23 protein-coding genes are annotated in these 24,964 nt (G+C 71.6%); 14 read left to right on the top strand and 9 right to left on the bottom strand.

Annotated features, from left to right (window positions below; genetic code table 11):
* Positions 1-97 precede the first annotated feature (97 nt).
* On the bottom strand, positions 98-694 hold the full coding sequence (locus tag JIG36_RS43975) for a LysE/ArgO family amino acid transporter (RefSeq protein ID WP_203382838.1): 597 nt from the start codon (positions 692-694) through the stop codon (positions 98-100).
* Positions 695-762: 68 nt separating this feature from the next.
* Here JIG36_RS43975 and JIG36_RS43970 point away from each other — a divergent pair, with 68 nt between their 5' ends.
* Entirely contained in the window at positions 763-1,560 is a 798-nt protein-coding gene (locus JIG36_RS43970) for a LysR family transcriptional regulator ArgP (protein ID WP_203382937.1), read from the top strand.
* On the opposite strand, the gene dapD is transcribed toward JIG36_RS43970, so the two are convergent.
* Positions 1,550-2,497 carry a 2,3,4,5-tetrahydropyridine-2,6-dicarboxylate N-succinyltransferase gene (gene dapD, locus JIG36_RS43965; protein WP_203382837.1) on the bottom strand — a complete coding sequence of 316 codons (948 nt, stop codon included), beginning with the start codon at positions 2,495-2,497 and terminating at the stop codon, positions 1,550-1,552. The two genes, JIG36_RS43970 and dapD, sit on opposite strands and share 11 nt — an antisense overlap.
* Positions 2,498-2,562: 65 nt before the next feature.
* Here dapD and dapE point away from each other — a divergent pair, with 65 nt between their 5' ends.
* Positions 2,563-3,633 carry a succinyl-diaminopimelate desuccinylase gene (dapE, locus tag JIG36_RS43960; RefSeq protein ID WP_203382836.1) on the top strand — a complete coding sequence of 357 codons (1,071 nt, stop codon included), beginning with the start codon at positions 2,563-2,565 and terminating at the stop codon, positions 3,631-3,633.
* Here the strand turns inward: dapE and JIG36_RS43955 are convergent, their stop codons facing one another.
* Complete coding sequence (locus tag JIG36_RS43955; protein WP_203382941.1) at positions 3,634-3,825, bottom strand: hypothetical protein; 192 nt, start codon at positions 3,823-3,825, stop codon at positions 3,634-3,636.
* Positions 3,826-4,005: 180 nt separating this feature from the next.
* Between JIG36_RS43955 and JIG36_RS43950 the strand changes: the two genes are divergently transcribed.
* The 5 genes from JIG36_RS43950 to JIG36_RS43930 all read left to right on the top strand — a co-directional run bounded on the left by JIG36_RS43950 (position 4,006) and on the right by JIG36_RS43930 (position 14,576).
* Positions 4,006-4,785 (top strand): LOG family protein, encoded by a 780-nt coding sequence (locus JIG36_RS43950; protein WP_203382835.1) that lies wholly within the window; start codon positions 4,006-4,008, stop codon positions 4,783-4,785.
* Position 4,786: 1 nt separating this feature from the next.
* Positions 4,787-5,338, top strand: a complete 552-nt coding sequence (locus tag JIG36_RS43945) for an LOG family protein (protein WP_203382834.1) — start codon at positions 4,787-4,789, stop codon at positions 5,336-5,338.
* Positions 5,339-5,614: 276 nt separating this feature from the next.
* Positions 5,615-6,637: a LacI family DNA-binding transcriptional regulator gene (locus tag JIG36_RS43940; protein ID WP_203382833.1), complete on the top strand. Its 1,023-nt coding sequence runs from the start codon at positions 5,615-5,617 to the stop codon at positions 6,635-6,637.
* 29 nt (positions 6,638-6,666) lie between these two features.
* Entirely contained in the window at positions 6,667-11,199 is a 4,533-nt protein-coding gene (locus tag JIG36_RS43935; protein WP_203382832.1) for a UvrD-helicase domain-containing protein, read from the top strand.
* Positions 11,196-14,576, top strand: coding sequence for an ATP-dependent helicase (locus JIG36_RS43930; RefSeq protein WP_203382831.1), 3,381 nt, complete (start codon positions 11,196-11,198; stop codon positions 14,574-14,576). The genes JIG36_RS43935 and JIG36_RS43930 overlap by 4 nt, the downstream gene beginning before the upstream one ends.
* On the opposite strand, the gene JIG36_RS43925 is transcribed toward JIG36_RS43930, so the two are convergent.
* The gene (locus tag JIG36_RS43925; protein WP_203382830.1) at positions 14,573-14,983 is read right to left on the bottom strand and encodes a pilus assembly protein CpaE; all 411 of its coding nucleotides are present in this window, start codon (positions 14,981-14,983) and stop codon (positions 14,573-14,575) included. The genes JIG36_RS43930 and JIG36_RS43925 overlap by 4 nt on opposite strands.
* A gap of 223 nt (positions 14,984-15,206) precedes the next feature.
* Between JIG36_RS43925 and cspE the strand changes: the two genes are divergently transcribed.
* A complete protein-coding gene (gene cspE / locus JIG36_RS43920) occupies positions 15,207-15,410 on the top strand; it encodes a transcription antiterminator/RNA stability regulator CspE (RefSeq protein WP_015625344.1) in 204 nt (67 codons plus the stop codon).
* A gap of 77 nt (positions 15,411-15,487) precedes the next feature.
* On the opposite strand, the gene JIG36_RS43915 is transcribed toward cspE, so the two are convergent.
* A complete protein-coding gene (locus JIG36_RS43915; RefSeq protein WP_203382829.1) occupies positions 15,488-16,201 on the bottom strand; it encodes a lysophospholipid acyltransferase family protein in 714 nt (237 codons plus the stop codon).
* 119 nt (positions 16,202-16,320) lie between these two features.
* Here JIG36_RS43915 and JIG36_RS43910 point away from each other — a divergent pair, with 119 nt between their 5' ends.
* The gene (locus JIG36_RS43910; RefSeq protein ID WP_203382828.1) at positions 16,321-16,521 is read left to right on the top strand and encodes a hypothetical protein; all 201 of its coding nucleotides are present in this window, start codon (positions 16,321-16,323) and stop codon (positions 16,519-16,521) included.
* Positions 16,522-16,556: 35 nt separating this feature from the next.
* Positions 16,557-17,447, top strand: coding sequence for a hypothetical protein (locus JIG36_RS43905; protein ID WP_203382827.1), 891 nt, complete (start codon positions 16,557-16,559; stop codon positions 17,445-17,447).
* Here the strand turns inward: JIG36_RS43905 and JIG36_RS43900 are convergent, their stop codons facing one another.
* The 4 genes from JIG36_RS43900 to JIG36_RS43885 are packed head-to-tail and all read right to left on the bottom strand — an operon-like array spanning position 17,448 to position 20,646.
* Positions 17,448-18,383 carry an ABC transporter permease gene (locus JIG36_RS43900; RefSeq protein WP_203382826.1) on the bottom strand — a complete coding sequence of 312 codons (936 nt, stop codon included), beginning with the start codon at positions 18,381-18,383 and terminating at the stop codon, positions 17,448-17,450. It abuts the gene before it with no gap.
* A complete protein-coding gene (locus JIG36_RS43895; RefSeq protein ID WP_203382825.1) occupies positions 18,373-19,149 on the bottom strand; it encodes an ABC transporter ATP-binding protein in 777 nt (258 codons plus the stop codon). Before JIG36_RS43895 ends, JIG36_RS43900 begins: the two co-directional genes overlap by 11 nt.
* 13 nt (positions 19,150-19,162) lie before the next feature.
* Positions 19,163-20,239, bottom strand: coding sequence for an ABC transporter substrate-binding protein (locus JIG36_RS43890; protein WP_203382824.1), 1,077 nt, complete (start codon positions 20,237-20,239; stop codon positions 19,163-19,165).
* Entirely contained in the window at positions 20,236-20,646 is a 411-nt protein-coding gene (locus JIG36_RS43885) for an RrF2 family transcriptional regulator (RefSeq protein WP_203382823.1), read from the bottom strand. The genes JIG36_RS43890 and JIG36_RS43885 overlap by 4 nt, the downstream gene beginning before the upstream one ends.
* Before the next feature lie 169 nt (positions 20,647-20,815).
* Between JIG36_RS43885 and JIG36_RS43880 the strand changes: the two genes are divergently transcribed.
* From JIG36_RS43880 to nudC, 4 genes are read left to right on the top strand one after another with little or no spacing between them, the layout of a single operon-like run.
* The gene (locus tag JIG36_RS43880) at positions 20,816-21,337 is read left to right on the top strand and encodes a hypothetical protein (protein ID WP_203382822.1); all 522 of its coding nucleotides are present in this window, start codon (positions 20,816-20,818) and stop codon (positions 21,335-21,337) included.
* Positions 21,338-21,362: 25 nt separating this feature from the next.
* On the top strand, positions 21,363-22,676 hold the full coding sequence (locus JIG36_RS43875) for a M16 family metallopeptidase (RefSeq protein ID WP_203382821.1): 1,314 nt from the start codon (positions 21,363-21,365) through the stop codon (positions 22,674-22,676).
* Positions 22,673-23,995 (top strand): M16 family metallopeptidase, encoded by a 1,323-nt coding sequence (locus tag JIG36_RS43870; RefSeq protein WP_203382820.1) that lies wholly within the window; start codon positions 22,673-22,675, stop codon positions 23,993-23,995. The genes JIG36_RS43875 and JIG36_RS43870 overlap by 4 nt, the downstream gene beginning before the upstream one ends.
* Positions 23,992-24,963 carry an NAD(+) diphosphatase gene (gene nudC, locus JIG36_RS43865; RefSeq protein WP_203382819.1) on the top strand — a complete coding sequence of 324 codons (972 nt, stop codon included), beginning with the start codon at positions 23,992-23,994 and terminating at the stop codon, positions 24,961-24,963. The genes JIG36_RS43870 and nudC overlap by 4 nt, the downstream gene beginning before the upstream one ends.
* Position 24,964: the final 1 nt, after the last annotated feature.

Raw genomic sequence — 24,964 nt, 5'->3', positions numbered from 1 at the left:
GAGCAGCGCGCACGGGCAGCAGGCAGCGGACGGCCGGCAGGGCGCGTAGGCGAGCGGCAGAGCGCGGGCGGGATGTGGGCGCGAAACGGTAAAGGCGCTAGCTGAGCAGGAGTGACGCGGCCACGCCGAGCATGACGACGGCGATCAGCCCGTCGAGCACGCGCCAAGCGACCGGCCGAGCCAGCAACGGCGCCAACCGGTGGGCGCCCAACCCCAGGGCCGCGAACCAGGCCAGGCTGGCCGCCGCCGCGCCCAGGCCGAAGAGCCAGCGATGGTCGTGCTGCTGGGCGACCGAACCGAGCAGCAGCACAGTGTCGAGGTAGACGTGCGGGTTCAGGTAGGTCAGGGCCAGACACGTCAGCAGGGTCGCGCGCAGGGTGGCGGGGGCCCGGTCGGCCGGGTTCAGAGCGGTCGGCCGCAGGGCGCGGCGCGCGGCCAGGACGGCGTACGTGGTCAGGAAGGCCGCGCCCACCCACTTGATCACGGTGACCGCGTCGGGGCGGGCGGTGACGACCGCGCCCAGGCCGCCGATGCCCGCGAGGATCAGCAGCAGGTCGCTGAGGGCGCACACCAGCACCACCGCCAGCACGTGTTCGCGGCGCAGGCCCTGTCGGAGGACGAACGCGTTCTGGGCGCCGATGGCGATGATCAGGACGGCGGAAGCGGCGAAGCCGGCGGCGACGGAGGTGAGCACCGTTCGACGCTAAGCGGGCTGAACCCCGTACGAAAGCTAAAGAATTTGAACTTGCATTAGAATCGCTAATCGTGGATTTCGCGCAGCTGGCCACTTTCCAGGCGGTCATCGGCACCGGCAGCTTCGAGGCGGCGGCGCGTGAGCTGCACGTCACACCGTCGGCGGTGAGTCAGCGGATCAAGGCGCTCGAACGTTCGGTGGGGCAGGTTCTGGTGCGCCGGGCCAAACCGTGTGTCGCCACGCCGGCCGGAGAAGCCCTGGTGCGGTTCGCGGGACAGGTCGCGCTGCTCGAACGGGAGGCGCTGGCCGAGGCGCGTGACGGCACCCGCGTGTCGATCGTGGTGAACGCCGACTCGCTGCACACCTGGTTCCTGCCCGCGCTCAAAGCAGTGCCCGGTCCGACCTACGAGCTGCACACCGACGACGAGTTCCACACCGCCGACCTGCTGCGATCCGGTACGGCCATGGCCGCCGTCACCGCGGACAAGGAGGTCGTCCAGGGCTGCCGGATCGAGCGGCTGGGCGTGATGCGTTACCTGGCCTGCGGGCAGGCGGGTGCGTCGACGGCCGTGCTGTACAACCGGAAGGATCGGCTACAGCATGCATTCGTCGGCGATTTATCCGAAATGCACTACATCCCATCCGCGTCCGCGTACATCGAAGCGATAAGGATCGGATTGGGCTGGGGCATGGTCCAGGAGTGGATCGCCCGCGAGGACATCGCCGCCGGCCACTACGTCGACCTGCACCCGGGGCGATATCTCGACGTCCCGCTCTACTGGCAGTACTGGAAGATCGGCTCCGAGGTGCTGGACGAGCTGACGGCCGCCGTCAAGACGGCGGCCGCCCCCTATCTCAGGAGTTAGCGTGCAGGGCCGCGTTCAGCTCGATGCCCTGCCCCTTGCGCGGCTTGGCCTCCAGCGCGCCGGTGACCGAGTTGCGCCAGAACAGCAGACCGTTGACGCCGGAGAGCTCGCGCGCCTTGACCACCCGGCCGTCGGGCAGTGTGATCTTCGACCCGGCCGTGATGTAGCAGCCGGCCTCGACCACGCAGTCGTCGCCGAGCGAGATGCCGATGCCCGCGTTCGCGCCGAGCAGGCTGCGCTCGCCGATGCGCACCTTGTCCTTGCCGCCGCCCGAGAGCGTGCCCATGATGGACGACCCGGCGCCGACGTCGGAGCTGTCGCCGACCACGACACCCTGCACGATGCGGCCCTCGACCATCGAGGTGCCGAGCGTGCCCGCGTTGAAGTTCGCGAAGCCCTCGTGCATGACCGTGGTGCCGGAGGCCAGGTGGGCGCCGAGGCGCACCCGGTCGGCGTCGGCGATGCGGACACCCGACGGTACGACATAGTCGGTCATGCGCGGGAACTTGTCGACGCCGAAGACGGCCAGGTGGCGGCCCGCGGCGCGCTCGAGGAAGCGCAGCTCGTCGACCCGGTCGGTCGGGCACGGGCCGGCCGACGTCCAGGCCACGTTCGCGAGCGAGCCGAAGATGCCGTCGAGGTTGAGCGAGTTCGGCACCACGAAGCGGTGCGAGAGCAGGTGGAGGCGCAGATAGGCGTCCGACGCGTCCTTGATCGGGTCGGCCAGGGACGCGATTGACGTACGCACCTCGACCGTCGACAGACCGGGCAGGGTCCTGGGCCCGGTCAGTCCGGCCGGCAACGTCGGCGCCTCGGCCGGGAAGTCGCCCAGTCCGAGGTAGCCCTCCGGGTACCAGGTGTCGAGCACCTGTCCCTCGGCGGTGACGGTGGCGAGGCCGATGCCCCAGGCCGGCGAGGTCGAGATCGCAGTTTCCACGTGGCGAACACTACTAAAGGCCAAGCGCCCGAGCTGATTCACGTCCGGCCGGTATCGTGCGCGCTATGGCCAACCCGCTAACCCCGGACGTGTTGGTCGACCCCGTGGAGCTCACCCGCACCCTGGTCGACATCGAGTCCGTCTCCCGCAACGAGCAGGCGATCGCCGATCACGTCGAGGAAGTGCTCCGCGACGCCTCCCACCTGAGCGTGGACCGGCTCGGCAACACCGTGATGGCCCGCACGGATCTGGGGCGCGAACAGCGGGTGGTGCTCGCCGGCCACCTCGACACCGTGCCGCTGAACGACAACTTCCCGTCGACCGTCGTCGACGACCTGATCTATGGCTGCGGCACCTCCGACATGAAGTCGGGCGTGGCCCTGGCCCTGCACCTGGCGGCCACGCTGCCCGACCCGCGGTACGACCTCACATACCTGTTCTACGAGGCCGAAGAGATCGACTCGAAGTACAACGGGCTGCGGCTGGTCGCCGAGGCCCGCCCCGAGTGGCTGCTGGCCGACTTCGCCGTGCTGCTCGAACCGACGTACGGGGTGGTCGAGGCCGGCTGCCAGGGCACGCTGCGGGTGAACGTGCGCACCACCGGCCGCCGGGCCCACACCGCCCGCGCCTGGCGGGGCGTCAACGCGATCCACGCGGCCGGTGAGGTGCTGCGTCGGCTTTCCGACTACCGCCCACGCACGGTCACGATCGACGGCTGTACGTACCGTGAGGGCCTCAACGCCGTGAAGATCAACGGCGGGGTGGCCGGGAACGTCGTGCCCGACGCCTGCGTGGTCGAGGTCAACATGCGGTTCGCGCCCGACCGCACCGAGAAGCAGGCGCTCGAACACGTCCACGAGGTGTTCGAGGGCTTCGAGGTCGAGCTGACCGACTCGGCGCCGGGAGCGCTGCCCGGGCTCGCCGCCGCCCCGGCCCGCGAATTCCTCACCGCGGTCGGGGCCGAGCCGGCGGCCAAGCTGGGCTGGACCGACGTGGCCCGGTTCGCGGCGCTCGGCATCCCGGCCCTCAACTACGGCCCCGGCGATCCGCTGCTGGCGCACGCGCCCGACGAGCACGTCGAGATCGGCAAGATCAGGGACGGGGCGGCGACGCTCTACCGCTGGCTGGCGCCCTGATCAGAGGGCTGGTCGGATCGCGACCCGGCCGATCGCCCGGGCCACCTTCATCGGCGGGATCTCCACCGTGGTCTCGGGATCATAGGCCGGTCGAGGGCGATCGCCGAACGCCATGCGGCGCTCCTCGACCACCAGTTGGATGCGCCGCTGCATGCGGCGCTGCATTTTCATTCGCTCGTATCGGGTCGTCACGGTGGCTCCTTAAGCCGGGAGCCCGGCCGAGGCCGAGAAGAGATCTGGTAACTGAACAGACGCCCTAGAGCTACCGTCCGTTGCTTCAATCTGGCAAAAAGGTCGCCGACCCGCAATCCTCTTACCGAAACCCACCCGGTTGTTCACCGGGTCACTGACCGTCCGCACTACCTTTTAGGCATGACGGACAGCACCAACGGGCGACGCGGCGGAGGGCCGGAGCGTCATCGGGGCGCGGTCACGCTGCGGCGTGAGTCGATCCCGCCGAGCACGGCCGACGAGAAACTGCTCGATTCGCACCACCGGCGCGAGTGGAAGACCAAGGACGCCTGGCGGGCGTTGCGGATCCTCTCGGAGTTCGTCGAGGGCTTCGACACCCTGGCCGACCTGCCGCCCGCGGTGAGTGTCTTCGGCTCGGCCCGCAGCCATCCTGACAGCCCCGAGTGCGAGATGGCCGCGGCCCTGGGCGCGGCCCTCGCCGAGGCGGGCTACGCGGTGATCACCGGCGGCGGCCCGGGCGTGATGGAGGCGGCCAACCGGGGCGCCACCGAGGCCGGCGGCATGTCGGTCGGGCTCGGCATCGAACTCCCCTTCGAGCAGGGCCTCAACGACTGGGTGGACGTCGGCATCGACTTCCGCTACTTCTTCGTCCGCAAGACCATGTTCGTCAAGTACGCCCAGGCGTTCGTGGTGCTGCCCGGCGGCTTCGGCACCCTCGACGAGCTGTTCGAGGCGATCACGCTGGTGCAGACCAAGAAGGTGACCCGCTTCCCGGTGATCCTGATGGGCACGGCCTACTGGGCCGGCCTGCTCGACTGGGTCAAGGGCACCCTGCTGGCCGACGGCAAGATCAGCGAGAGTGACCTGGAGCTGATCCAGCTGACCGACGACGTGGACGAGGCGGTACAGATCATCGTGGACGCCGACGCGGCGCTGGCCGAGGCCCAGGGGAACCGCTGACGTGGCCGCGATCTGCGTCTTCTGCGCCTCCTCGAGCACGCTCGAACAGAAATGGCTCGACCTGGCCACCCGTACGGGGGAAGAGCTCGCCGCCCGCGGGCACTCGCTGGTCTCGGGTGGCGGTTGCGTCGGCATGATGGGTGCGGTCGCCGACGGCACCCGGGCCGGCGGCGGGCACACGCTCGGGATCATCCCGCAGGTGCTGGTCGACTGGGAGGTGGCCGACCGGGCCTCCGACGAACTGGTCATCACCGCCGACATGGGCGAGCGCAAGAACATCATGATCGAGCGGTCGGACGCGTTCATCACGCTGCCGGGCGGCCTCGGCACGCTCGACGAGCTGTTCGAGGTGTGGACCACCGCGACCCTCGACCTGCACGACAAGCCGATCGTGCTGCTCGACCCCGAGGGCTTCTACGACGGTCTGCTGGCCTGGCTGAGTCAGCTCGGCGACACCGCGTTCGTCCGCGCCGAAGCGCTCGAACGGGTGATCGTGGCGAAGTCGATCGGCTCGGCGTTGGACGCGATCGAGGAACGGGTAAAGCGCGCCTGAGGGTGTCACGCCGGGTGGGTGTCACCACACCCACCCGGCGTGACCAGGGGCCCCGGCGGGCCCGCCGAGCAGCACGGGGGCGCGCCGGTCGCGCTCTCACCGGGACACGCCGGCACGCACGCTTCCGGCTGCCGGGCGGCGTCGCGCCCGCCGGGGCACGTTGCTTGCTGGATCGGTTGAGCCCGACACTGCAACGGCGAGTCGTCAGACGTCAATTGAGCATCTGCGAACTGTGCGCATGGTGCTCCTTCGGGGGACCGTGGAACACTGCGGAACATGCCCCCGCAACGGGCGACTCTCCTACAGGTCGCACAGCGGGCCGGCGTGTCCCGCAGCACGGCCTCCTTCGTCCTGGCTGGACGCCACCAGGACATGAGGATCTCCGAAGACGCCCGTCAGCGGGTGCTCCGGGCGGCTCAGGAGCTGGACTACCGGCCCAACCTCATGGCCCGGAGCCTGCGCACCAAGGTCACCCGGACGATCGCGCTCGTCTCGGACACGCTGGCCTCCGATCCGTACGCGGGCCGGGCCATCAACGGGAGCCTGGCCGCGGCCGTGGCGCACGGTCATCTGCTCTTCATCGGCGAGACCGAAGGTGACCCGGTCGTCGAGGAGAAGCTGATCTCCGACTTCCTCGACCGGCAGGTCGACGCGTTCATCTACGCGAGCATGTTCACCCGCTACGTGCGCCTGCCCAAGCAGCTCAAGGGGCGGTCGGTGGTGCTGCTCAACTGTCTGACCCACCGGTCGCGGCCGGCGCAGCACCAGGTCATCCCGGACGAGCTGGCGGCCGGCTGGACCGCGGCCACCACCCTGCTCGAGGCCGGGCACCGCGGCGGGATCCACCTGGTCGGCAGCCCCGGCGAGCACGTGTTCGCGGGGCGGGAGAGGCTGGCCGGCATCCGTGAGGGGCTGCACGCGGCCGACGTGCGACTGGCCGGCACGGTGGAGTGCGACTGGTGGCCCGATTCGGCGTACGAGGCGGTCAGTCGCGCCCTCGCCGAAGGGCTGATGCCGCAGGCCCTGATCTGCCTGAACGACCGGATCGCCCTCGGCACCTACCAGGCCCTGCGGGAGGCCGGCCTGGACATCCCGGACGCGGTGTCGGTGATCTCGTTCGACGACTCCGAGCTGGCGGCCTGGCTGCGGCCGCAGCTCACCAGCATCTCGCTGCCGCACTACCAGCTCGGCTGGCAGGCGGTCGAGAAACTGCTCGGCCCGGCGTCCGACCCCGCGGTGCTGCGCGTGCCGATGCCCGTACGCCGTCGCGCCTCCGTGGCCAAACCGGCTGTTCGATAACGTCGGACCCTCGTGGTTTCCTTGTTGCCGTGAACACGCCGGTTTCCTCGTCCGCCGCGGTCCGCCGTCCGGCGTACCGGCTGGTCCGGCGCCCACCGAGTGTTCTGCCGCCGCTCCTTCAAGACCCCCTCCAGACCTACGCGGTCTCCCACGTCGACGGCCCGCTCCTCGTCGTCGGTGGCCCCGGCACCGGCAAGACGACCACGCTCGTCGAGTCGGTGGCCGCGCGCATCGCCTCCGGCGTCGACCCCGAGCGCATCCTGGTGCTCACGTTCGGCCGGCGCGGAGCCTCGGCGCTGCGCGACCGCATCGAGGCCCGCATCGCCGCCGACCCGGGCCGCATCGTGCACGAGCCGCTGGTCAGGACCTTCCACGCATACGCGTTCGGCCTGCTCCGCCGGGCCGCGGCCGACCGTGGCGAGCCGTCCCCGCGCCTGCTCACCGGCCCCGAACAAGACCTGATCATCCGCGAGCTCCTGGAGATCTCGGGCGACCCCGACGAGCCCGACCCGATCGGCTGGCCGGTGTCGCTGCGGCCCGCGCTGCCCACCCGGGCCTTCGCCCAGCAGCTGCGTGACCTTCTGCAGCGAGCCGCCGAGCGTGGCATCGACGCGGTCGAACTGGCCCGCCTGGGCGAGCGCCTGGGCCGCGACGACTGGCCGGCCGCCGCCCGATTCCTCCGCGAATATGTGGCCGTGCTGGCATTGCGCGACGTCACGACCCGAGGTTCGTCCGCCTACGACCCGGCCGAGCTGGTGCGAGCCGCCTCGGGCCTGCTGGCCGACACGCCCGAGCTGCTCGAGGCCGAGCGCCGCCGCCTGGAATACGTCTATGTGGACGAGCTGGCCGACACCGACCCGGCCCAGATCGAGCTGCTCTCCCTGGTCGCCGGGGGTGGCAAGCCGCTGGTCGCGTTTGGCGACCCCGACTCCTCGGTCTACGGCTTCCGAGGCGCCGACCCGGGCGCGGTGGCCAACTTCCCCAGCCGCTTCCGTACGGCGTCAGGGGCGCTTGCCGAAACCCTGACGTTCCACACGAATTACCGTGCACCCGGCCCGCTGCTCTCGGCCACGCTCCGGGTGGCGCGTCGCATGCGGGGCCCGATCAGTCACCGGCCGATGCATCCGCCGCCCCCGCTGCTCGGCCCCGAACCACCCCCGAGCGCTCCGCCCTCGCCTGGCGCGGGTCAGTCGTCCGCGCCCTCGCCTGGCGCGGGTCAGTCGTCCGCGCCCTCGCCTGGCGCGGGTCAGTCGTCCGCGCCCTCGCCTGGCGCGGGTCAGTCGTCCGCGCCCGAGTCGTCTTCGCCCTCGGCGGGTTCGTCGGCTTCCGCCCAGTTCGGCGCGATTCCCTCTCAGCCCACCGCGCCCGGCGTGACCCCCGCGCGTCGTGCTCCTGGAGCGGGTGCGTCTGATCCGGCGGCGTCCAGCGGGAGTGCTTCCGACACGGCCTCGCCCGGTGACGTTCCCTCCACTGAGCCCGCCTCACCCGCTGGTCAGCGCGGCGTCGATGCGGCAGCCGAGCAGCAGGGCGGTGCAGGCGGGTCGGTGGGCGGCGAGTCGCCGGCTGAGCGGCGCGGTGGTGCGGGCGTTCCGGTGGCCGACGGGCGTGGTGGCACGGGCGGGTCGGTGGGCGGCGGGTCGCCGGATCAGCAGCGCGACGTTGCCGGTGTCTCGGCGGCCGCGGGGCGTGGCGGCTCGGGTGTCGCGGCGGCTGGGCGGCGGGGTGAGCCGGTCGGTGGGGAGCTCAGGGCCGAGGCGGTTGTCCGGGTGTTCCGGGCGGCGACCGCCGAGGCGGCGTTTGTTGCTCATGCGCTTCGGGAGGCTCACCTGCTGCACGGTGTGCCGTGGTCGCGGATGGCGGTTCTGCTGCGCAGCACCACGTTGCAGCTGCCGTCTCTGCAGCGGGCCCTGGCTGCGGCGGGCGTGCCGACCGTGACGCACGCCGAAGATCTCCCGCTGCATCTGCAGCCCGCCGTGGCGCCGTTTCTGCTGCTCCTTCGGTGTGCGCTCGACCCCGAAGCGCTCACCGAAGAGACCGCCGTCGCGCTGTTGCACTCGTCGCTCGGTGGGGCCGACCCGCTGGCCGAGCGGCGGCTGCGTCAGGGGCTGCGCGCGCTGGCGCTCTCGGCGGGGGACCGGCGGCCGTCGGGGGAACTGCTGGTTGACGCCGTACGGGATCCGGCCGGCCTCGACATGGTCGAGCGGCGCTGGGCGGTGCCGGCGCAGCAGGTGGCCCGGCTGCTGGCCACCGCCCGCGAGGCGGCGTCCGCTCCGGGGGCGACCGCCGAGCAGGTTCTGTGGACGGTCTGGCGGGCCAGCGGGCTGGCCGACCGGTGGTACGCGATGAGCACCCGCTCCGCGCCCATGGCCGACAACACCGACGTCGCCCGGGCCCGGCAGTGGCGGGCCGAGGCCGCCGACCGCGATCTCGACTCGATGGTGGTGCTGTTCGACGCGGCGGCCCGTTTTGTCGACCGGCTGCCGGGCGCCCGCACCGAGGTCTTCCTCGACCACGTGCTCGGCCAGGACCTCCCGGCCGACTCGATCGCGCCCAGCGCCGACCGGGGTGAGTCGGTCCGCCTTCTCACCGCGCACGCCGCCAAGGGCCTCGAGTGGGACGTCGTGGTGATGGCCGGCGTGCAGGAGGGCATCTGGCCCGACCTGCGCCTGCGCGGCAGCCTGCTCGGCTCGGAACGCCTGGTCGACGTGATCGCCGGCCGGGCCGCCTCGGGGCAGGCGGCGGTGGTCGGCCAGACGTCGGCGCTGCTCGACGAGGAGCGCCGGCTGTTCTACGTGGCCGCCACCCGCGCCCGCCACAAACTCATCGTCACCGCCGTGGCCTCGGCCGGCGTCGGCGGCTCCGAAGGCGAGGAACAGCCCAGCCGCTTCCTCACCGAGCTGGGCCTCTCCGACGAGGGCCCCGGCAGCCCGCCGCCGCCCCCGCCCGAGGAGCCCCCGCCCGGCCCCGACCTCTGGGACACCGACCCCGACGGCCCGCAGCCCCCCGACACCGAGGCCGGGGAGGAGACGGCCCCCAGCGCCGACGGTGTGGAGGAGACCGACCCCGACAACCCACAGGCCCCCGGCACTGAGGGTGTGGAGGAGACCGATCCCGACAACCCACAGGCCCCCGGCACTGAGGGTGTGGAGGAGACCGATCCCGACAACCCGCAGGCCCCCGGCACTGAGGGTGTGGAGGAGACCGATCCCGACAACCCGCAGGCGCCGCCGAGGGAGGGCGCTGACCCGCAGGCGCCGGGCACTGAGGGTGTGGAAGAGACCGATCCCGACAACCCACAGGAGCCCGGCACCGAGGGCGTGGAGGAGACCGACCCCGACAACCCGCAAGCGCCCGATCCGGTGGGGAAGACCGAACGGGCCGGTCAGGGCACCGCGAAGACGGCCGCAGGCGGAACGACACGCCCGGCTGCTGCGAAGACCGGCGGCCCGAGAGCACTCACCGCCAAGGTGGAACAGGCCGACCTGTTCGCCGGCGCGGGCTGGGCCGGCGACGAACCGCCCGACGACGAGCCGGAAGGGGCGGGTCCGGAAGGAACCGGGCCGGAAGAACTGACCGTGGCCCGACCGCCACGAGCTCTGACGCTGGCCGCGCTGGTGGCGGAACTCCGTACGGTGGTCGTCGGCACCGACCAGACCCCGGCCCGCCGCCGCGCCGCCGCCGCGGAACTGGCCCGGCTCGCCGCTGCCGGTGTTCCGGGCGCCCACCCGGACGAGTGGTGGGGCCTGCGCCCCCTCTCCGACGACCGCCCCCTGGTCGACGAGGGCGACCCGGTCAAGGTCACACCGTCCTCGATGGAGAGCGCGCTGCGCTGCAGCCTGCGCTGGCTGCTCGAACGCCACGGCGGCGCCGCCCCGCCGGGCCCGGCCCAGGGGGTCGGCAACCTGGTGCACGCCGCCGCCATGCTGGCCGAGGACGCCAACGCCGACCGCGAGAAGCTGGTCGAATATGTCAGCGCCCGGTTCGACGCGATCGAACTGGCCGCCCGCTGGCTCGCCGGGCCCGAGCAGGACAGGGCCCAGGCCATGGTCGACAAGCTGCTGCGCTGGCTGGCCGGCAACCCGCGCCGGCTGCTCGCGATCGAGCACGAGTTCACCGTCCGGCTCGAGGACCAGAAACGCCCGATCCAGCTCACCGGCCGCGTCGACCGGCTCGAGATCGACGAGGACGGCCGGCTCGTGGTCATCGACCTCAAGACCGGCAAGACCACCGCCGTCGCCGCGGCCGATCTCGCCGAGCACGCCCAGCTCGCCGGCTACCAGACCGCCGTCGAGGCGGGCGCGTTCGCCGACTACGGCGCCGAGAGCGGCGGCGCCGCGCTGGTGCAGCTCGGCCCGGGCAAGGACGCCCGTGAGCAGATGCAACTTCCGCTGGCCGAGGCCGCCGACCCCCAGTGGGCGTACGAGATGGTCCGCCGCACCGCCGACACCATGGCCGCCGCCACCTTCTCGGCCGTCGCCAACAGCCGGTGCCGGGTCTGCCCGGTGCGCACCAGCTGCCCGATCTCCGGCAAAGGCCGCCAAGTGGTTGACGAGGGCCAGTGACCCAACCGAGCCTGTTCGCCGACGAACCGGCGACGCCCCGCCGTCGTGCCGATTCCGGCCCCCGCTACACCCCGGAAGAGCTGGCGCGCCTGCTGCACCTGCCCCGGCCCACCGCGGAACAGTCCGAGATCATCTCGGCCCCGGTGGAGCCTCTGCTGGTGGTGGCGGGCGCCGGCTCGGGCAAGACCGAGACGATGGCCTCGCGGGTGGTCTGGCTGGTCGCGAACAGCTACGCCCACCCCGACGAGATCCTGGGACTGACCTTCACCCGTAAGGCCGCCGGCGAACTCGCCCACCGCGTGCGCACCCGCCTCGGGCAGCTCATCCGCCGCCTCGGCCGCGACGACGCGTTCGCCGGTGAGGCCACCATTTCGACCTATCACTCGTACGCGGCCCGGGTCGTCACCGAGCACGGCCTGCGCGCCGGTTTCGAACCGTCGGCCCGCCTGCTCACCGAGGCCGCCCGCTGGCAGATCGTCGACTCGCTGGTCCGCTCCTACACGGGCGAGATGACCGGCGTGAACCGCGCCCCGGGCACGGTCACCGACGACGTCCTCGCCCTCGCCGGTGAACTGGCCGAACACCTGGTCACGCCGGACGACCTGGCCGCCTGGACCGGCCGCTTCTTCGCCGACGTGCAGGAGCGGCCGGGCAAGGTCTACAAGGACGTCGCCGACGCGCTCGGCCGGCAGCGGCTGCGGCTCACCCTGCTGCCCCTGGTGCGCCTCTATGACCAGCGCAAACTCGACCTGGAGGCGATGGATTTCGGCGACCAGATGGCCCGCGCGGCGCTGGTCGCCCGCGACCATCCCGAGGTCGGCGAGATCGAGCGCGGCCGCTTCAAGATCGTGCTGCTGGACGAGTATCAGGACACCAGCCACGCCCAGGTCACGATGCTGAACGCGCTGTTCGGCGGTGGGCACCCGGTCACCGCGGTCGGCGACCCCTGCCAGTCGATCTACGGCTGGCGCGGCGCCTCGGCCGGCACCCTCGACCGCTTCCCCGAAGAGTTCACCCTGCCCGGCGGCGAACCGGCCCGGGTCGGCAGCCTGACCCGCAGCTGGCGCAACCGTCCCGAGATCCTGCGCGTGGCCAACACGCTCTCGGCTCCGCTGCGGGCGTTCGGCGCGCGGGTGACCGAGCTCCGGGCCGCTGAGCGGGTCTCGGGGGCGGTCGGGGGCCGTACGGTGGCCTGCGCTCTGCTGCCCACGTTCGCCGAGGAGGCCGACTGGATCGGTGACTCGATGCTGACGGCCTGGCGGATCACGGCCGGCCTGCCGCAGGCGCTGCCCGAGGAGATTCCGGTCGAGAAGCGTCCGACCAGCGCGGTGCTGGTGCGGGTGCGCAGCCAGATCCCGGCCCTCGAGGCCGCGCTGCGCAAGCGGGGGCTGCCGGTCGAGGTGGTCGGCCTGGGCGGTCTGCTCGACACGCCCGAGGTCCGCGACGTCGTCTGCACGATGCGGGTGCTGGCCGACCCGACCGACGGCGCCGCCCTGTTACGCCTGCTCACCGGTGCCCGCTGGCGGATCGGGCCGCGCGACCTGGTGGCGCTGCACCGCCGGGCCCGGGGGCTGGCCGCGGCCCGGGCCGCCGTCGTCACCGGGGCCGAACCCGAGGACGTGGTGGCCGACCGTCTCGACGACGCCACCCTGGTCGAGGCGATGGCCGACCTGGGCGTGCCGCAGCAGTACTCGGCCGAGGGCTTCGGGCGGCTGCACGCGTACAGCCGGGAACTGAGCGCCCTGCGGCAGCGCCTCGACCAGCCGTTGCCCGACCTGGTGGCCGACATCGAACGCACGATCGGCCTGGACGTCGAGGTCGCCGTGCGCGGCTGGGCGGCCGGGGACGCCGGGCTGGCCCGCGGGCACCTGGACGCGCTGGCCGACACCGCCGCCCGCTACTCGGCCGAGACCGACGGCGGCACGCTCGCCGGCTTCCTGGCCTTCCTCGCCGCGGCCGAGGAGGAGGAGCGTGGCCTCGAACCGGGCCAGGTCGACGTGGTCGAGGGCGCCGTGCAGATCCTCACCGCGCACGCCGCGAAGGGCCTGGAGTGGGACGTCGTGTCGGTGGCCGGGCTCAGCAAGGGGGTCTGGCCGGGCCTGGTGCGCAACTCCGACCACTACCTGATGGGTATCGGCGTGCTGCCGTTCCCGCTGCGCGGCGACTCCGACGGCCTGCCCCATCTCGACCTCTCGGCCGCCGAGGACCAGAAGGGCGTGCTCAACGCGGTCTCGGCCTTCGGCACGGCCTGGCGGGAGCACGACGAGCGGGAGGAGCGCCGGCTCGCGTACGTCGCCGTGACCCGGCCCCGGCGGTTGCTGCTGGCCTCGGGTTACTGGTGGGGCGACGGGGTCAAGCGCCCGCGTGGCCCGTCGGTCTTCCTCGACGAGATCCGCGCGAGCTGCGCGGAGGGCGCCGGGGTGGTCGACGTCTGGACCCCCGAGCCGGCTCCCGGCGCCACCAATCCGGCGGCCGAGGCGGTCGTCTCGGCGGAATGGCCGTTCGACCCGCTGGGCCTGCGCCGCCCGGCCATGGCGGCCGCCGCCGACCTGATCCGCCGCATGATCGCCAGTCCCGACCCGGAGGCGGCGGAGGCGTTCGCCGCCCTGGCCGCCGACGATCCGGAGGTCGCGGCCCGGGCCGGGCTCGCCGCCGAGCTGGTCGGCATTCCGGAGTCCGCCGATCCGGACATCGACCGCTGGCGGCGCGAGGCCGGTCTGTTGCTGGCCGAACGGGACGAACGGGCCCGCCACGACGGCCCGATCGAGGTCGCCGTGCCCGCCCACCTCTCGGTCTCGCAGCTCGTGGTGCTGCGCCGCGACCCGCAGGCCCTGGCCCGCTCGCTGCGCCGCCCGCTGCCGCACCGGCCGATCCCGCACGCCCGCCGGGGCACGGCCTTCCACGCCTGGTTGGAGCAGCGGTTCGGGGCGGTCCGGCTGATCGACATCGACGAGCTGCCGGGCGCGGCCGACGACGACGCGGCCGGTGACGAGGAACTGGTCGCGCTGCAGCAGGCCTTCCTGTCGGGCGAGTGGGCCGAACGCACCCCGGTCGAGGTGGAGGTCCCGTTCGCCACCACGATCGCCGGGGTGGTCGTGCGCGGGCGGATGGACGCCGTCTTCGCCGACACGGCCAACCGGTACGACGTGATCGACTGGAAGACCGGCCGGCGGCCCGAGGGTGCCGACGCCGACGCCGCGGCGGTGCAGCTGGCGGCGTACCGGATCGCCTGGGCCGCCCTGGCCAAGGTGCCGGTCAACCGGGTGCGGGCGGGGTTTTATTACGTACGGGATCAGGTGACCGTGCGCCCGGTCGACCTGCTGGACGCGTCCGAACTCGCCGCCCTCGTCGAGCGCCTGCCCGAACGGGTGATTTAGCCGGCGCCCGCCGCGGCCAGCAGGTGCAACAGCGCTCCCGCGTACGCGTCGTCGACCGCGGCTGCCGAGAAGACGCGCTCCTCGCCGAGCAGGTCGATCAGCACCTCGTACCCGGCCGTGCCCCGGCGCAGCTGGCGGAACGTGCCGCCGAGCAGTTCCCGCAGCTGGTCCTCGCGGGGCAGCCAGACCGTCTCGTCCAGCTCGACGTCGTCGAGGGCCCACTCGGTGGTGCCGTTGAAGCCGATCACCGGGCCCTCGGGCATCGAGTGCACCTCGATCGTCATGTTGCTGAGCACGAACACCTCGTCGTCGAGGTCGCGGTCCGGGATCGCGAAGCGGTCACCGAGGGCCGGTTTCCAGGTCAGCCCGGCCTCTCTGAGCTGCTGTGCCAGTTGAACGCCGATCACCGGCGGACCTCCTTGAACGTGTTAAGCTCTCCGCGTTGTCAGTTTGGTTCCCAAGTACTCAGGAGCGCCTGTGGGGAAGTCTGCCCCAGGCGCTCTTTGTCGTAACCCGGGTTTCTCCGGTACGGGCGATCAGTACGGCGACACGAGACCCACGAAGTGTGGGTCTTACTACCTCGTTCCCGTCCATAATGGGCGAGAACGATCGACCGTCGAGGAGACGAGCATGGTTACCGGCGTTGTGAAGTGGTTCAACGCGGACAAGGGCTTCGGGTTCATCACCCCGGACGACGGCGGCGCCGACGTCTTCGCCCACTTCTCCGCTATCCAGACTTCCGGCTACCGCAGCCTGGACGAGAACCAGCGGGTCGAGTTCGAGGTGACGCAGGGCCAGAAGGGCCCGCAGGCCGCGAACATCCGCCCGCTCTGATCACTCTGATCAGCTAGCACGGCACAAAAGGCGCCGCATCCCTCCCGGGGTGCGGCGCCTTTTCCGTACGGGAAATCTCAGACCGTTGCGGCCTGCGGCAGCGGCGCCGTGCCCCCCATGTGGGCCGGCAACCACCAGCGGTCATCGGGGCCCGAGGGCTTTTCCGGGTACGCCTTCTGGACCGCGTCGAGCAGCTCGCTCAGGCGCTCCTTGAGGGCCGCGGTGAGCGCGTCGGGTGAGGTGCCCTTCGGCATCTCGAGCGCCTGGCCGATCTTGATGAGCACCGGGACGTGCCGCTTGGTCAGCTCTTTTTTGTGGCCCTTGGTCCAGAGGCGGTGGGGGCCCCAGACGACCATCGGGATCAGCGGCACCTTGGCCGAGCGGGCCAGGCGCACCGCGCCCGACTTGAGCTCCTTGACCGTGAACGACTCGCTGATCGTGGCCTCGGGGAAGACCCCGACGATCTCGCCGTCGCGCAGCGCCTGGTTGGCCTCGCGGAACGAGGCGGCCCCGGCGTCACGGTCGACCGGGATGTGCCGCATGCCGCGCATCAGCGGCCCGCTGACCTTGTGGTCGAAGACCGCCTTTTTGGCCATGAACCGGACGAGCCGTTTGGCCGGCTGAGCGCCCAGACCGCAGAAGATGAAGTCGAGATAGCTGACGTGGTTGCTCGCGAGCACCGCCCCGCCCTCGCGCGGAATGTTCTCCGCCCCGTCCACCTGGATCTTGAGGTCGAGCACGCGGAACATCGTCTTGGCGAGGGTCACGACCGGCGGATACACGAGTTCCATGGAGAGACGGTAGCGGAAGACCCTGAATTTATGCTGGGTCAGGTGCAACGTCCGGCGCTGATCGTGCGTCTAAAGCATTATCGGCTGTTTTTCCCGGACGTGATCTTGGAGGTACCGGCATGCGCGGACCCACCGCCCGCCGGGAGTTCGGATTCGTGCTCGCTGTCGCCGTGGCCGGCCTCGCGCTCGTGCTCGTGGTCGCCTTCGCCCCGTGGTACCCGTCGCCGGCCGGCAGCTATCCCGACGTCAGCCCGACCGTGTGGCAGCAGGTGAGCGCGTTGTTCGGCGCGACCGAGGGGAACACCACGCCGACGCCGTGACCGGATCTCCAGGATCGTGGTGTTCACTGGGATTCATGTCCGATCAGACTCCGGGGACCTCGGCCTGGCGCCAGCCGGGTGACCGGTTCGGCTCCGGCCTGGTCACGACCGTCCCGGGTGCGCCGCCGCGCAAGCCGCCCGAGCCCCCGGAACCGGAATCGCCGCAGCCCGACGGCCCGCAGCGGCGCCGGCGGCAGATGCTGATCTTCGGCGGCATCGCGGGCGGGATCCTCGCGATCGGGCTCACCGTGGTGCTGATCGTGGTGTTCTCGGGTGGTGGCGACCCGTTCCGTTCGAAGGCCGAGGCGCCGACCGACGTGCGCCCGCCCCTCGCCCAGGCCTGCCCCGCCCCCACCGGCTCGCCCAGCGCCGCGCCGACCCAGGCGCCGAGCGCGTTGCCGCCCGAGACCGGCGCCCGCACCACCGACACCGACGCCGGCATCTCGTACAAGGCCTATGGCGCGCCCTGGGAGCCCTGGACCGACACCTGGCGCGCGGGCACGCTCGAGGTGCCCTACCGGGTGGGCCAGCACTTCGTCACCGAGCAGTACAGCGGCGGCAGCTACCACGCCTCGATCCTGTCGGCGGCGGTGCCCGCGGCCGACAACGACGCGGTGACGCTCAACCTCGAGTGCGTGGGCCGGCAGGTGGCGGCCGACGTGCGGGCCGAGTATTACCCGCAGCCCAACACGATGGACCCGATCCGCGACGAGCTGACGACCGTCGGCGGGCGTCCGGCGTACGTGAGCGAGTTCCGTCTGCACTTCTCGGCGCCGGGCCTGACCGCCACCGAGGAGCTGTCCGCGGTGGCGGTCATCGACGTCGGCAAGACAACGGCGGCGATCCTGTACGTCTCGATCCCCGGCACCCACAAGCAGTGGGACTACGTGATCGACGATGTGTTCAAATCGGTCCGGCCGGTCTGACTAGCTGCTCAACAAACCCCACCGGCGGCGCAGGGCGTTGTCGGCCGCGTTGAAGAGCACGTCGATCAGGATGCCGATGATCAGCACGACGATGATGTAGCAGATCACCAGGCTCGAGTCGCTGAGGTCGCGGGCCTGCTGCATCCGTACGCCGATGGACAGTGCCCCGGGCACGATGACCAGCAGCTCACCGGCCATCAGGCTGCGCCACGAGAACGCCCAGCCCTGCTTGAGGCCCGAGATGAACGAGGGCAGCGACGCCGGCAGGATCAGGTGCCGGTATTTCGCGACGCCCCGCATGCCGAGCACCTGCCCGACCCGCAGCCACGTGCGCGGCACGTAGTCGATGCCGCTGATCAGGCCGTTCGCCACCGACGGGGCGGCGCCCAGGACCACCACGAACAGGATGGCGCTCTCGCTGAGCTGGAAGAGCAGGATCGCGAGGGGGAACCACATGATCGAGGGCATGGTCTGCAGGCCGGTGATCAGTGACCCGATCGCGGCCCGCAGCGGCGCGAACTGGCTGACGAGAGCACCGATGATCGTGCCGATCACCACCGCCAGCAGGAACCCGGTGAACGCCCGGGTCATCGTCACCCGCACGCCGTCCCAGAAGTCGCCGGTCGTGATGACGTTGCCCAGGTCGGTGAAGACGGTCGACGGCGAGGGGAGCACGTAGATCGGCTTCCACTCGGACCAGACCGTGATCTGCCAGACCAGCAGCACGATGGCGATCGCCAGCACCTTGGGCCAGGTGCTGCGCCAGACGCGCTTGCCGAGCCGGCCCTTGTCGCGCTTGGGCTGCAGCTCGAGTGCGTCGAGGCCGGCGACCTCGGCCGCCTCCGGGTTGACGCCGACCTTCTCGGCGACCGGGGCCGTGCTGTCGCCGCTGACGCCCTCGAGCCCGGCACGGGCGGACGGGAACTTACTGGGCATGGCGGGCGACCTCCGCGCGGAGCCGGTCGGTGATCTCGCCGGCCTGGCCGGAGACCTCGGGGGAGTCGATGCGCCGGGGGCGTTCGTGGGTGATCGGGTAGTCCTCGATCACCCGGCCCGGCCGGCTGCTGAGCAGGATGACGCGGTCACCCAGCCGTACGGCCTCACGCACGTTGTGCGTCACGAACAGCACGGTCAGACGTTGCTCGCGCCAGATCCGCTCCAGCTCGTCGTGCAGGATGTCACGGGTCATCGCGTCGAGCGCGCCGAACGGCTCGTCCATCAGCAGGATGTCGGCGTTCTGGGCCAGCGCGCGAGCCAGAGCGACCCGCTGGCGCATGCCGCCCGAGAGCTCGTGCGGCCGCTTGTCGCCGAAGCCGCGCAACCGCACGATGTCGAGCAGTTCGTCGGCCCGCTTGCGGCGCTCGGGCCGGGACACGCCCTGCAGCCGCAGCGGCAGTTCGACGTTGCCCCGGACCGAGAGCCACGGGAAGAGCGCGGCCTCCTGGAACATCAGCGACACCTTGCGCCCGCCGATGTCGAGCGTGCCGCCGGAGATCTGGTCGAGACCGGCCACCAGCGAGAGCAGCGTGCTCTTGCCGCAGCCGGACGCGCCCAGCAGGCAGACGAACTCGCCCTTCTGGACGGTCAGCGAGACACCGTCCAGGGCCAGCAGCGCGTTGCTGCCCGACCCGTACGTCTTGGAGACGTTCTCCAGGCGCACCAGCGGATCGGTGCGCACGTCCCGGGTTTCCAGGAGGCTCATGAGTTCAGGCCTTTCAGGCGGCGGCGTCGCTGACCTCGGGCTTGCCCGCGGCCTTGAGCAGCTCGTTGAGCGGCCCGAGGTCGTAGATGCCCTTGAGATCGACCGGCTTGAGCAGGCCGACGTCCTCGGCGTGCTTGGCGCTGGTGAACAGCGACGAGGCGACCGGGTCGGCGGTGAAGGTCAGGTTCTTGAACGACGCGGCCAGCACGTCGTCCTTCAGCGGCTTGCCACTGAGCGCCGCGAGCTGGGCGTTGGCCGCCTTCTGGGCGTCGGCGTTGTTCTTCTCGATGTAGTCGAGCGACTCCAGGTGACCCTGCAGCAGCTTCTTCACCGTGCCCGGGTACTTCTTCAGGAACTCCTGCGTGACGATCAGGTGGGTGGTCACGAACAGGCCGCTCGGCCACAGGTCCTTCTCGTCGACCAGCACCTTGCCCTTCGACTCCAGGATCAGGCGGCTGTAGTTGGGCTCGGGCACCCAGGCGCCGTCGATCGCGCCCTGGGCGAAGGCCTGCAGCGCGGTCGCGTTGTCCTGCGGCAGCACCGAGACGTCGCCGCCGCCCTGCTGGTCGGCGTTGAGGCCGTTCTCCTTGAGCCAGGCGCGCAGCGCGACGTCCTGCGTGTTGCCGAGCTGCGGGGTGGCGATCTTCTTGCCCTTGAGGTCGGCCGGGGAGTTGATGCCCTCCCTGACCACCAGGCCGGCGCCGCCCGAGGTGCTGCCCGCGATGATCTTCAGGCCGGTGCCCTGGGACTGCGCCCAGCCGTTGATGGCCGGGTTCGGTCCGATGTACGTGGCGTCGATCGCCCCCGAGAACAGCGCCTCGATCGCGGCCGGGCCGGCATTGAACGTCTTCGTCTCGAGCTTGGTGCCGCTGCCCAGCGCCGTCTCGAAGAACTTCTTGTTGACGCCGATCAGCGCGGGCGAGTGCGTGATGTTCGGGAAGTAGCCGAGGCGCAGGCTCTCGGCCTCGGCGCTGCCGCCGCCGGACGAGGACGAGGAACCCTCGTCGTCGCCACCGCACGCGGCCAGCAACGATGCGGACAGCAGGGCAGTGGCGGCAACAGCAAGCGCACGTATGGTGCGGGAGCTCATGCGGACTCCTTGATGGTGGAGAGTTCAGCCAGGGTCTTGTGGTCGACGACGCCCTCGATGGCTTCCTCGACCGCGACCCACACGTCGTGCAGCCCGGTGGCCGCACCGTGGTAGGTCGCGTGGGTGGTGGGCAATCCGCGGACCGTGGCGAGCGCGCCCCCGACCGCGCGCACGACGTCTCCGACGGTGATCTCCTCGGCCGGGCGGGCCAGCGCGTAGCCGCCCTCGACGCCGCGGTGGCTGTGCAGCAGCCCGGCGCGGCGCAGGTCGAGCAGGATGCCTTGCAGGAAGCTGAGCGGGATGTCCTGGGCGGCGGCCAGAGTCGCCGCTTTCACGAGACGGGGATGTTCCACCGTGACCGAGAGCATCGCCCTCACGGCGTAGTCGGTGCGCGCCGAGACGTACACGGTTCCCCCTGCCTCGCCATACCCGCGTTAACCTATCTAGTGGATAGGAATGATGGTCTAAGTAGGGAATGGCGTCAAGGCCGTTCCGCATGTTGGCGGACGGTGAAAAAGTCTTCAGTCCGGTCTTGGGTGGCGGGCGGGGCGGTTGGATGGGGGTAGCCTGCGCGCCGTGGGGAACCAGGAGACGACCGCTGTTCACATCGGCCTGCACGACATCGCCGATCTGCGCTGGCCCAAGGAGCCGCTGAGCGGTCAGGGGCCCCGGCGTCAGGTCGCCGTCCCGCTGCCGCGCCTGCCCTGGTCGGCGGCGGCCGTCGAGGTGCCGCTGGGCGAGAGCGCCCAGCGGGACATCGCGCGGGTCCTGCGACTGCGCAAGATCTTCGGGTACGGGGTGGCGCCCGCGATCATCCTGCTGTTCGTGGTGGCCGACGTCCTGCTCATCTGGGGCCGTTTCGGGTCGCTGGAGGTGCCGGGTGGCCTGTTCGGGATCTTCGGCCTGGCCGGTGTGATCCTCATCCTGACCGGCCTGCTGCCCGACGCCGTCGCGCGCGCCACCGGCACCCCGTACGTCTCGCGCGGCCGCCTGCGTCTGCCGGCCGCCCGCAACGACGTACTCAAGCAGTTGGTCAAGTTGAATCCGGCCGTTGACGTCTCCGGGTGGCCGAGTGGTGACATGCAGTCGCGACGCTGACCTTCAAAGGCGCTAATGTCATTTTGTGGCGCGCAGAATCAAGATCCCCGCGACGAAGTACCCGGTGGAGCGTTTCACCCTGGCCAACGGATTGCGGGTGGTGCTCACCCCTGACCGCAGCGCCCCGGTCGTCGGGGTCGCGGTCGTCTACGACGTGGGCATCCGGTCCGAGCCCGAGGGCCGCACCGGCTTCGCTCACCTCTTCGAGCACCTCATGTTCCAAGGCTCGGAAAACCTCGAGAAGCTGGCCCATTTCCGGCACGTGCAGGGCGCCGGCGGCACCTTCAACGGATCGACCCACCTCGACTACACCGACTACTTCGAGGTGCTGCCCTCGGGCGCCCTCGAGCGGGCGCTGTTCCTCGAGGCCGACCGCATGCGCGGGCCGCGGCTGACCGAGGAGAATCTGCTCAACCAGATCGACGTGGTCAAGGAAGAGATCCGGGTCAACGTCCTCAACCGCCCGTACGGTGGTTTCCCCTGGCTGCGGCTGCCCCCGGTGATGTTCTCGACGTTCCCCAACGCCCACGACGGCTACGGCTCGTTCGGCGACCTCGACAGCGCCACCGTGGCCGACGCCCAGGCGTTCTTCGACCGCTACTACGCCTGCGGCAACGCGACCCTGGCCGTGGCCGGCGACTTCGACGTGGCCAAGGCGACCGAGATGATCCACCGCCACTTCGGCGACGTGCCGGCCCGCCCGGCGCCGGCGCTGCCCAACTTCGACGAGCCCGACCTGGCCGGCGAGAAGCGCGACGTCTACACCGACAAGCTGGCCCCGCTGCCCGGCGTCGCCAGCGCGTGGCGGGTGCCCGACCCGATCGGCGACTTCGAGGCGTACCTTCCGTTCGTCGTGCTGGCCGAGGTGCTGACCGACGGCGACGCGTCCCGTCTGGTCGAGCGCCTGGTGCAGCGCGACCGCACGGTCACCAGCATCGGCGGCTACATCGGCTTCATGGGCGACGAGTTCCAGGTGCGCAACCCGACGGCGATGCTGCTGCAGGCGCACATGCCGCCCGGCGGCGACGCCGAGAAGGTGCTGCGCACGGTCGACGAGGAGATGGAACGCCTGGCCGCCGACGGTCTCAAGCCGGGCGAGCTCGAGCGGGTCCAGGCCCGCATCGCGACCCACCTGCTGCGCGACACCGACGCGGTGCTCGGCCGGGCGCTGCCGATGGCCGTGCTCGAGCTCCAGCGCGGCCGCCCCGAGATGCTCAACGAGCTGCCCAAGCTGGTCGGCGAGGTCACCGAGGCACAGATCGTCGCCGCGGCCGCCACCCTGCGCCCCGAGCGGCGCGCCACCGTCGAGGTCCTTCCCGGAGCCGGAGCCAACGCATGACCGCCAAGACCCTGCCCGACCTGATTCCCGACGCGAAGCTCAAGCTGCCCAGGGAGGCCGAGCGCACGCTGGCCGGGGGCCTCACCGTCATCGCCATCCGCCGCCCGGCCGTCCCGCTGGTCGAACTGCGGCTGCGGGTGCCGTTCGGCAAGGCGCCGCTGCCCAAGGCCACGCTGCTGTCCCAGGCGCTGTTCACCGGCACCGGCACGATGTCCAGCGTCGACATCGCGGCCGAGCTGCAGGCGGTCGGCGGCGGGCTCTCGGCCGGGCTCGACCCCGACCGGCTGCTCGTCTCGGGCAACTCGCTGGCCGCCGGGCTCGACCGCATGCTCGAGATCCTGGCCGCGGTGCTCACCGACCCGGCCTATCCCAACGAGGAGGTGTCGACCGAGCGTGACCGCCTGGTCGACCACATCCAGGTGGCGCTGACCCAGCCTGCCCACCTCGCCCGCACGGCCCTGCTCAAGCGGATGTTCGGCAAACACCCGTACGCGATCCAGACGCCCGAGCCCGACCAGGTGCGCGCGGTCCGCCCGGCCGCTCTGCGCACGCTGCACGCCGAACGGGTCCGCCCCGAGGGGGCCGTGCTGGTGCTGGTCGGCGACCTCAACCCGGAGAAGGCGATCGACGCCGCCGAGAAGGCGCTCGGCAGCTGGACCGGCCCGGCCAAGACGACCGAGGTGCCGCCCACCCCGCCGCTCGAGCCCGGCCCGCTGCTGCTGGTCGACCGTCCCGGCGCGGTGCAGTCGTCGCTGCGCATGGCGCTGCCGGCCCTCGACCGCACCCACCCCGACTACGCCGCGCTCCAGCTGGCCAACCTGATCTTCGGCGGCTACTTCTCGTCCCGCTGGGTCGAGAACATGCGCGAGGACAAGGGCTACACCTACGGCCCGCACACCTCGATCGAGCACTTCCTGGCCGGCTCGGCGCTGCTGGTCGCGGCCGAGGTCGCCACCGAGGTGACCGGCCCGTCCCTGCTCGAGACCCAATACGAACTGGGCCGCATCGCCAGCCTGCCCCCGGCCGAGGACGAACTGGAGCAGGCCCGCCGCTACGCCCTGGGCACGCTGCGGCTGGGCATGTCGACTCAGGCCGGTCTGGCCGGGCTGGCCAGCATGTACGCGAGCTTCGGCCTGCGCCTCGACCACCTGCGCACCTATTCGGCCGCCCTGGCCACGGCGACGCGCGAGCAGGTGGCCGACGCGGCCGCCCGCTTCCTCGCGCCGACCAAGGCGGTCACGGTGGTGCTCGGCGACGCCGCGAAGGTCGAGGGGCCGTTGTCCGCGCTGACCGCGGTGGAACGAAGCGCCGCCGAGTGAGTGCCCCCGAAGAGCCCGATCTGAGGGAGCAGCCCGGCGCGCAGGTCGACGCCCCGCCGCTGGCCCGCAGCACCCTCGACCGGGCCGCGGAGCACCGCACCGACGACGAGTGGCTGGCCGCGGCCTGGGACCGCGGCCAGGTGCTCGTCATCGACCTCGCGAAGGGCGGCCGGGCCCTGGTCGCCGACGACCGTCTGGTTCTGGTCGCGGCGGCCGAGGCGCCCGAGGCGGAGCACTGGTTCCTCGGCGTCGACCCCGACGGCACCCCGCTCTGGACGGTCGACGCGCCGCTGCCCGAGGTCGCCGGGGCCCGCCCGGTCACGTTGCGCGACATCGGTCACCGCCTCGACGACCGTGATGCGGGCGTTTTCACGGCGGCGGTCGCGCTGGGCAACTGGCACCTCAGCCACAAGTTCTCCCCCCGTACGGGACTGGCCACCACCGCGGTCGAGGCGGGCTGGGCGCGCCGGGACACCGAGGGCAACCTGATGTGGCCGCGCACCGACCCGGCCATGATCGTGCTGGTCCACGACGGCGTCTCCGGTCCCGAGGGCCGCTGCCTGCTCGGGCACAACGCCGGCTGGGGCCGCGCGCCCGACGGCGGGACCCGTTTCTCGTGCCTCGCCGGCTACGTCGAACCGGGCGAGTCAGCCGAGGCCAGCGTCGCCCGTGAGGTGCACGAGGAGGTCGGGCTCGACCTCACCTCGCTGCGCTACGCCGGCAGCCAGTCCTGGCCGTTCCCGGGTTCGCTCATGCTCGGCTTCCACGCCACGGCCGACCCGGCCCAGCCGATCCGGCTCGACCCGGCCGAGATCGACGAGGCGCACTGGTTCACCCGGGACGCGGTCGCCAAGATGATCGCGGGGGATTATCACGATCCCGACACCGGTGTCCCGATGGGCCTGCCGATGCCGTCTTCCATCGCGTTCTACCTGATTGAGCGGTGGTTGGGCGGTTTGGCCCGCTAAC

Origin of the sequence: Paractinoplanes ovalisporus (assembly GCF_016834655.1) — a bacterium.
Classification (GTDB): domain Bacteria; phylum Actinomycetota; class Actinomycetes; order Mycobacteriales; family Micromonosporaceae; genus Actinoplanes; species Actinoplanes ovalisporus.
Note: the sequence above shows the minus strand (reverse complement) of the source record. Positions and strands in the feature narration are given on the sequence as shown.

Excerpts from the sequence above, each read along its gene's own strand:
- JIG36_RS43940 (WP_203382833.1), top strand. The coding sequence starts at position 5,615 with ATGCCCCCGCAACGGGCGACTCTCCTACAGGTCGCACAGCGGGCCGGC.
- JIG36_RS43950 (WP_203382835.1), top strand. The coding sequence starts at position 4,006 with ATGACGGACAGCACCAACGGGCGACGCGGCGGAGGGCCGGAGCGTCAT.
- JIG36_RS43910 (WP_203382828.1), top strand. The coding sequence starts at position 16,321 with ATGCGCGGACCCACCGCCCGCCGGGAGTTCGGATTCGTGCTCGCTGTC.
- cspE (WP_015625344.1), top strand. The coding sequence starts at position 15,207 with ATGGTTACCGGCGTTGTGAAGTGGTTCAACGCGGACAAGGGCTTCGGG.
- dapE (WP_203382836.1), top strand. The coding sequence starts at position 2,563 with ATGGCCAACCCGCTAACCCCGGACGTGTTGGTCGACCCCGTGGAGCTC.
- JIG36_RS43895 (WP_203382825.1), bottom strand. The coding sequence starts at position 19,149 with ATGAGCCTCCTGGAAACCCGGGACGTGCGCACCGATCCGCTGGTGCGC.
- JIG36_RS43915 (WP_203382829.1), bottom strand. The coding sequence starts at position 16,201 with ATGGAACTCGTGTATCCGCCGGTCGTGACCCTCGCCAAGACGATGTTC.
- JIG36_RS43900 (WP_203382826.1), bottom strand. The coding sequence starts at position 18,383 with ATGCCCAGTAAGTTCCCGTCCGCCCGTGCCGGGCTCGAGGGCGTCAGC.
- JIG36_RS43905 (WP_203382827.1), top strand. The coding sequence starts at position 16,557 with ATGTCCGATCAGACTCCGGGGACCTCGGCCTGGCGCCAGCCGGGTGAC.
- JIG36_RS43890 (WP_203382824.1), bottom strand. The coding sequence starts at position 20,239 with ATGAGCTCCCGCACCATACGTGCGCTTGCTGTTGCCGCCACTGCCCTG.
- JIG36_RS43870 (WP_203382820.1), top strand. The coding sequence starts at position 22,673 with ATGACCGCCAAGACCCTGCCCGACCTGATTCCCGACGCGAAGCTCAAG.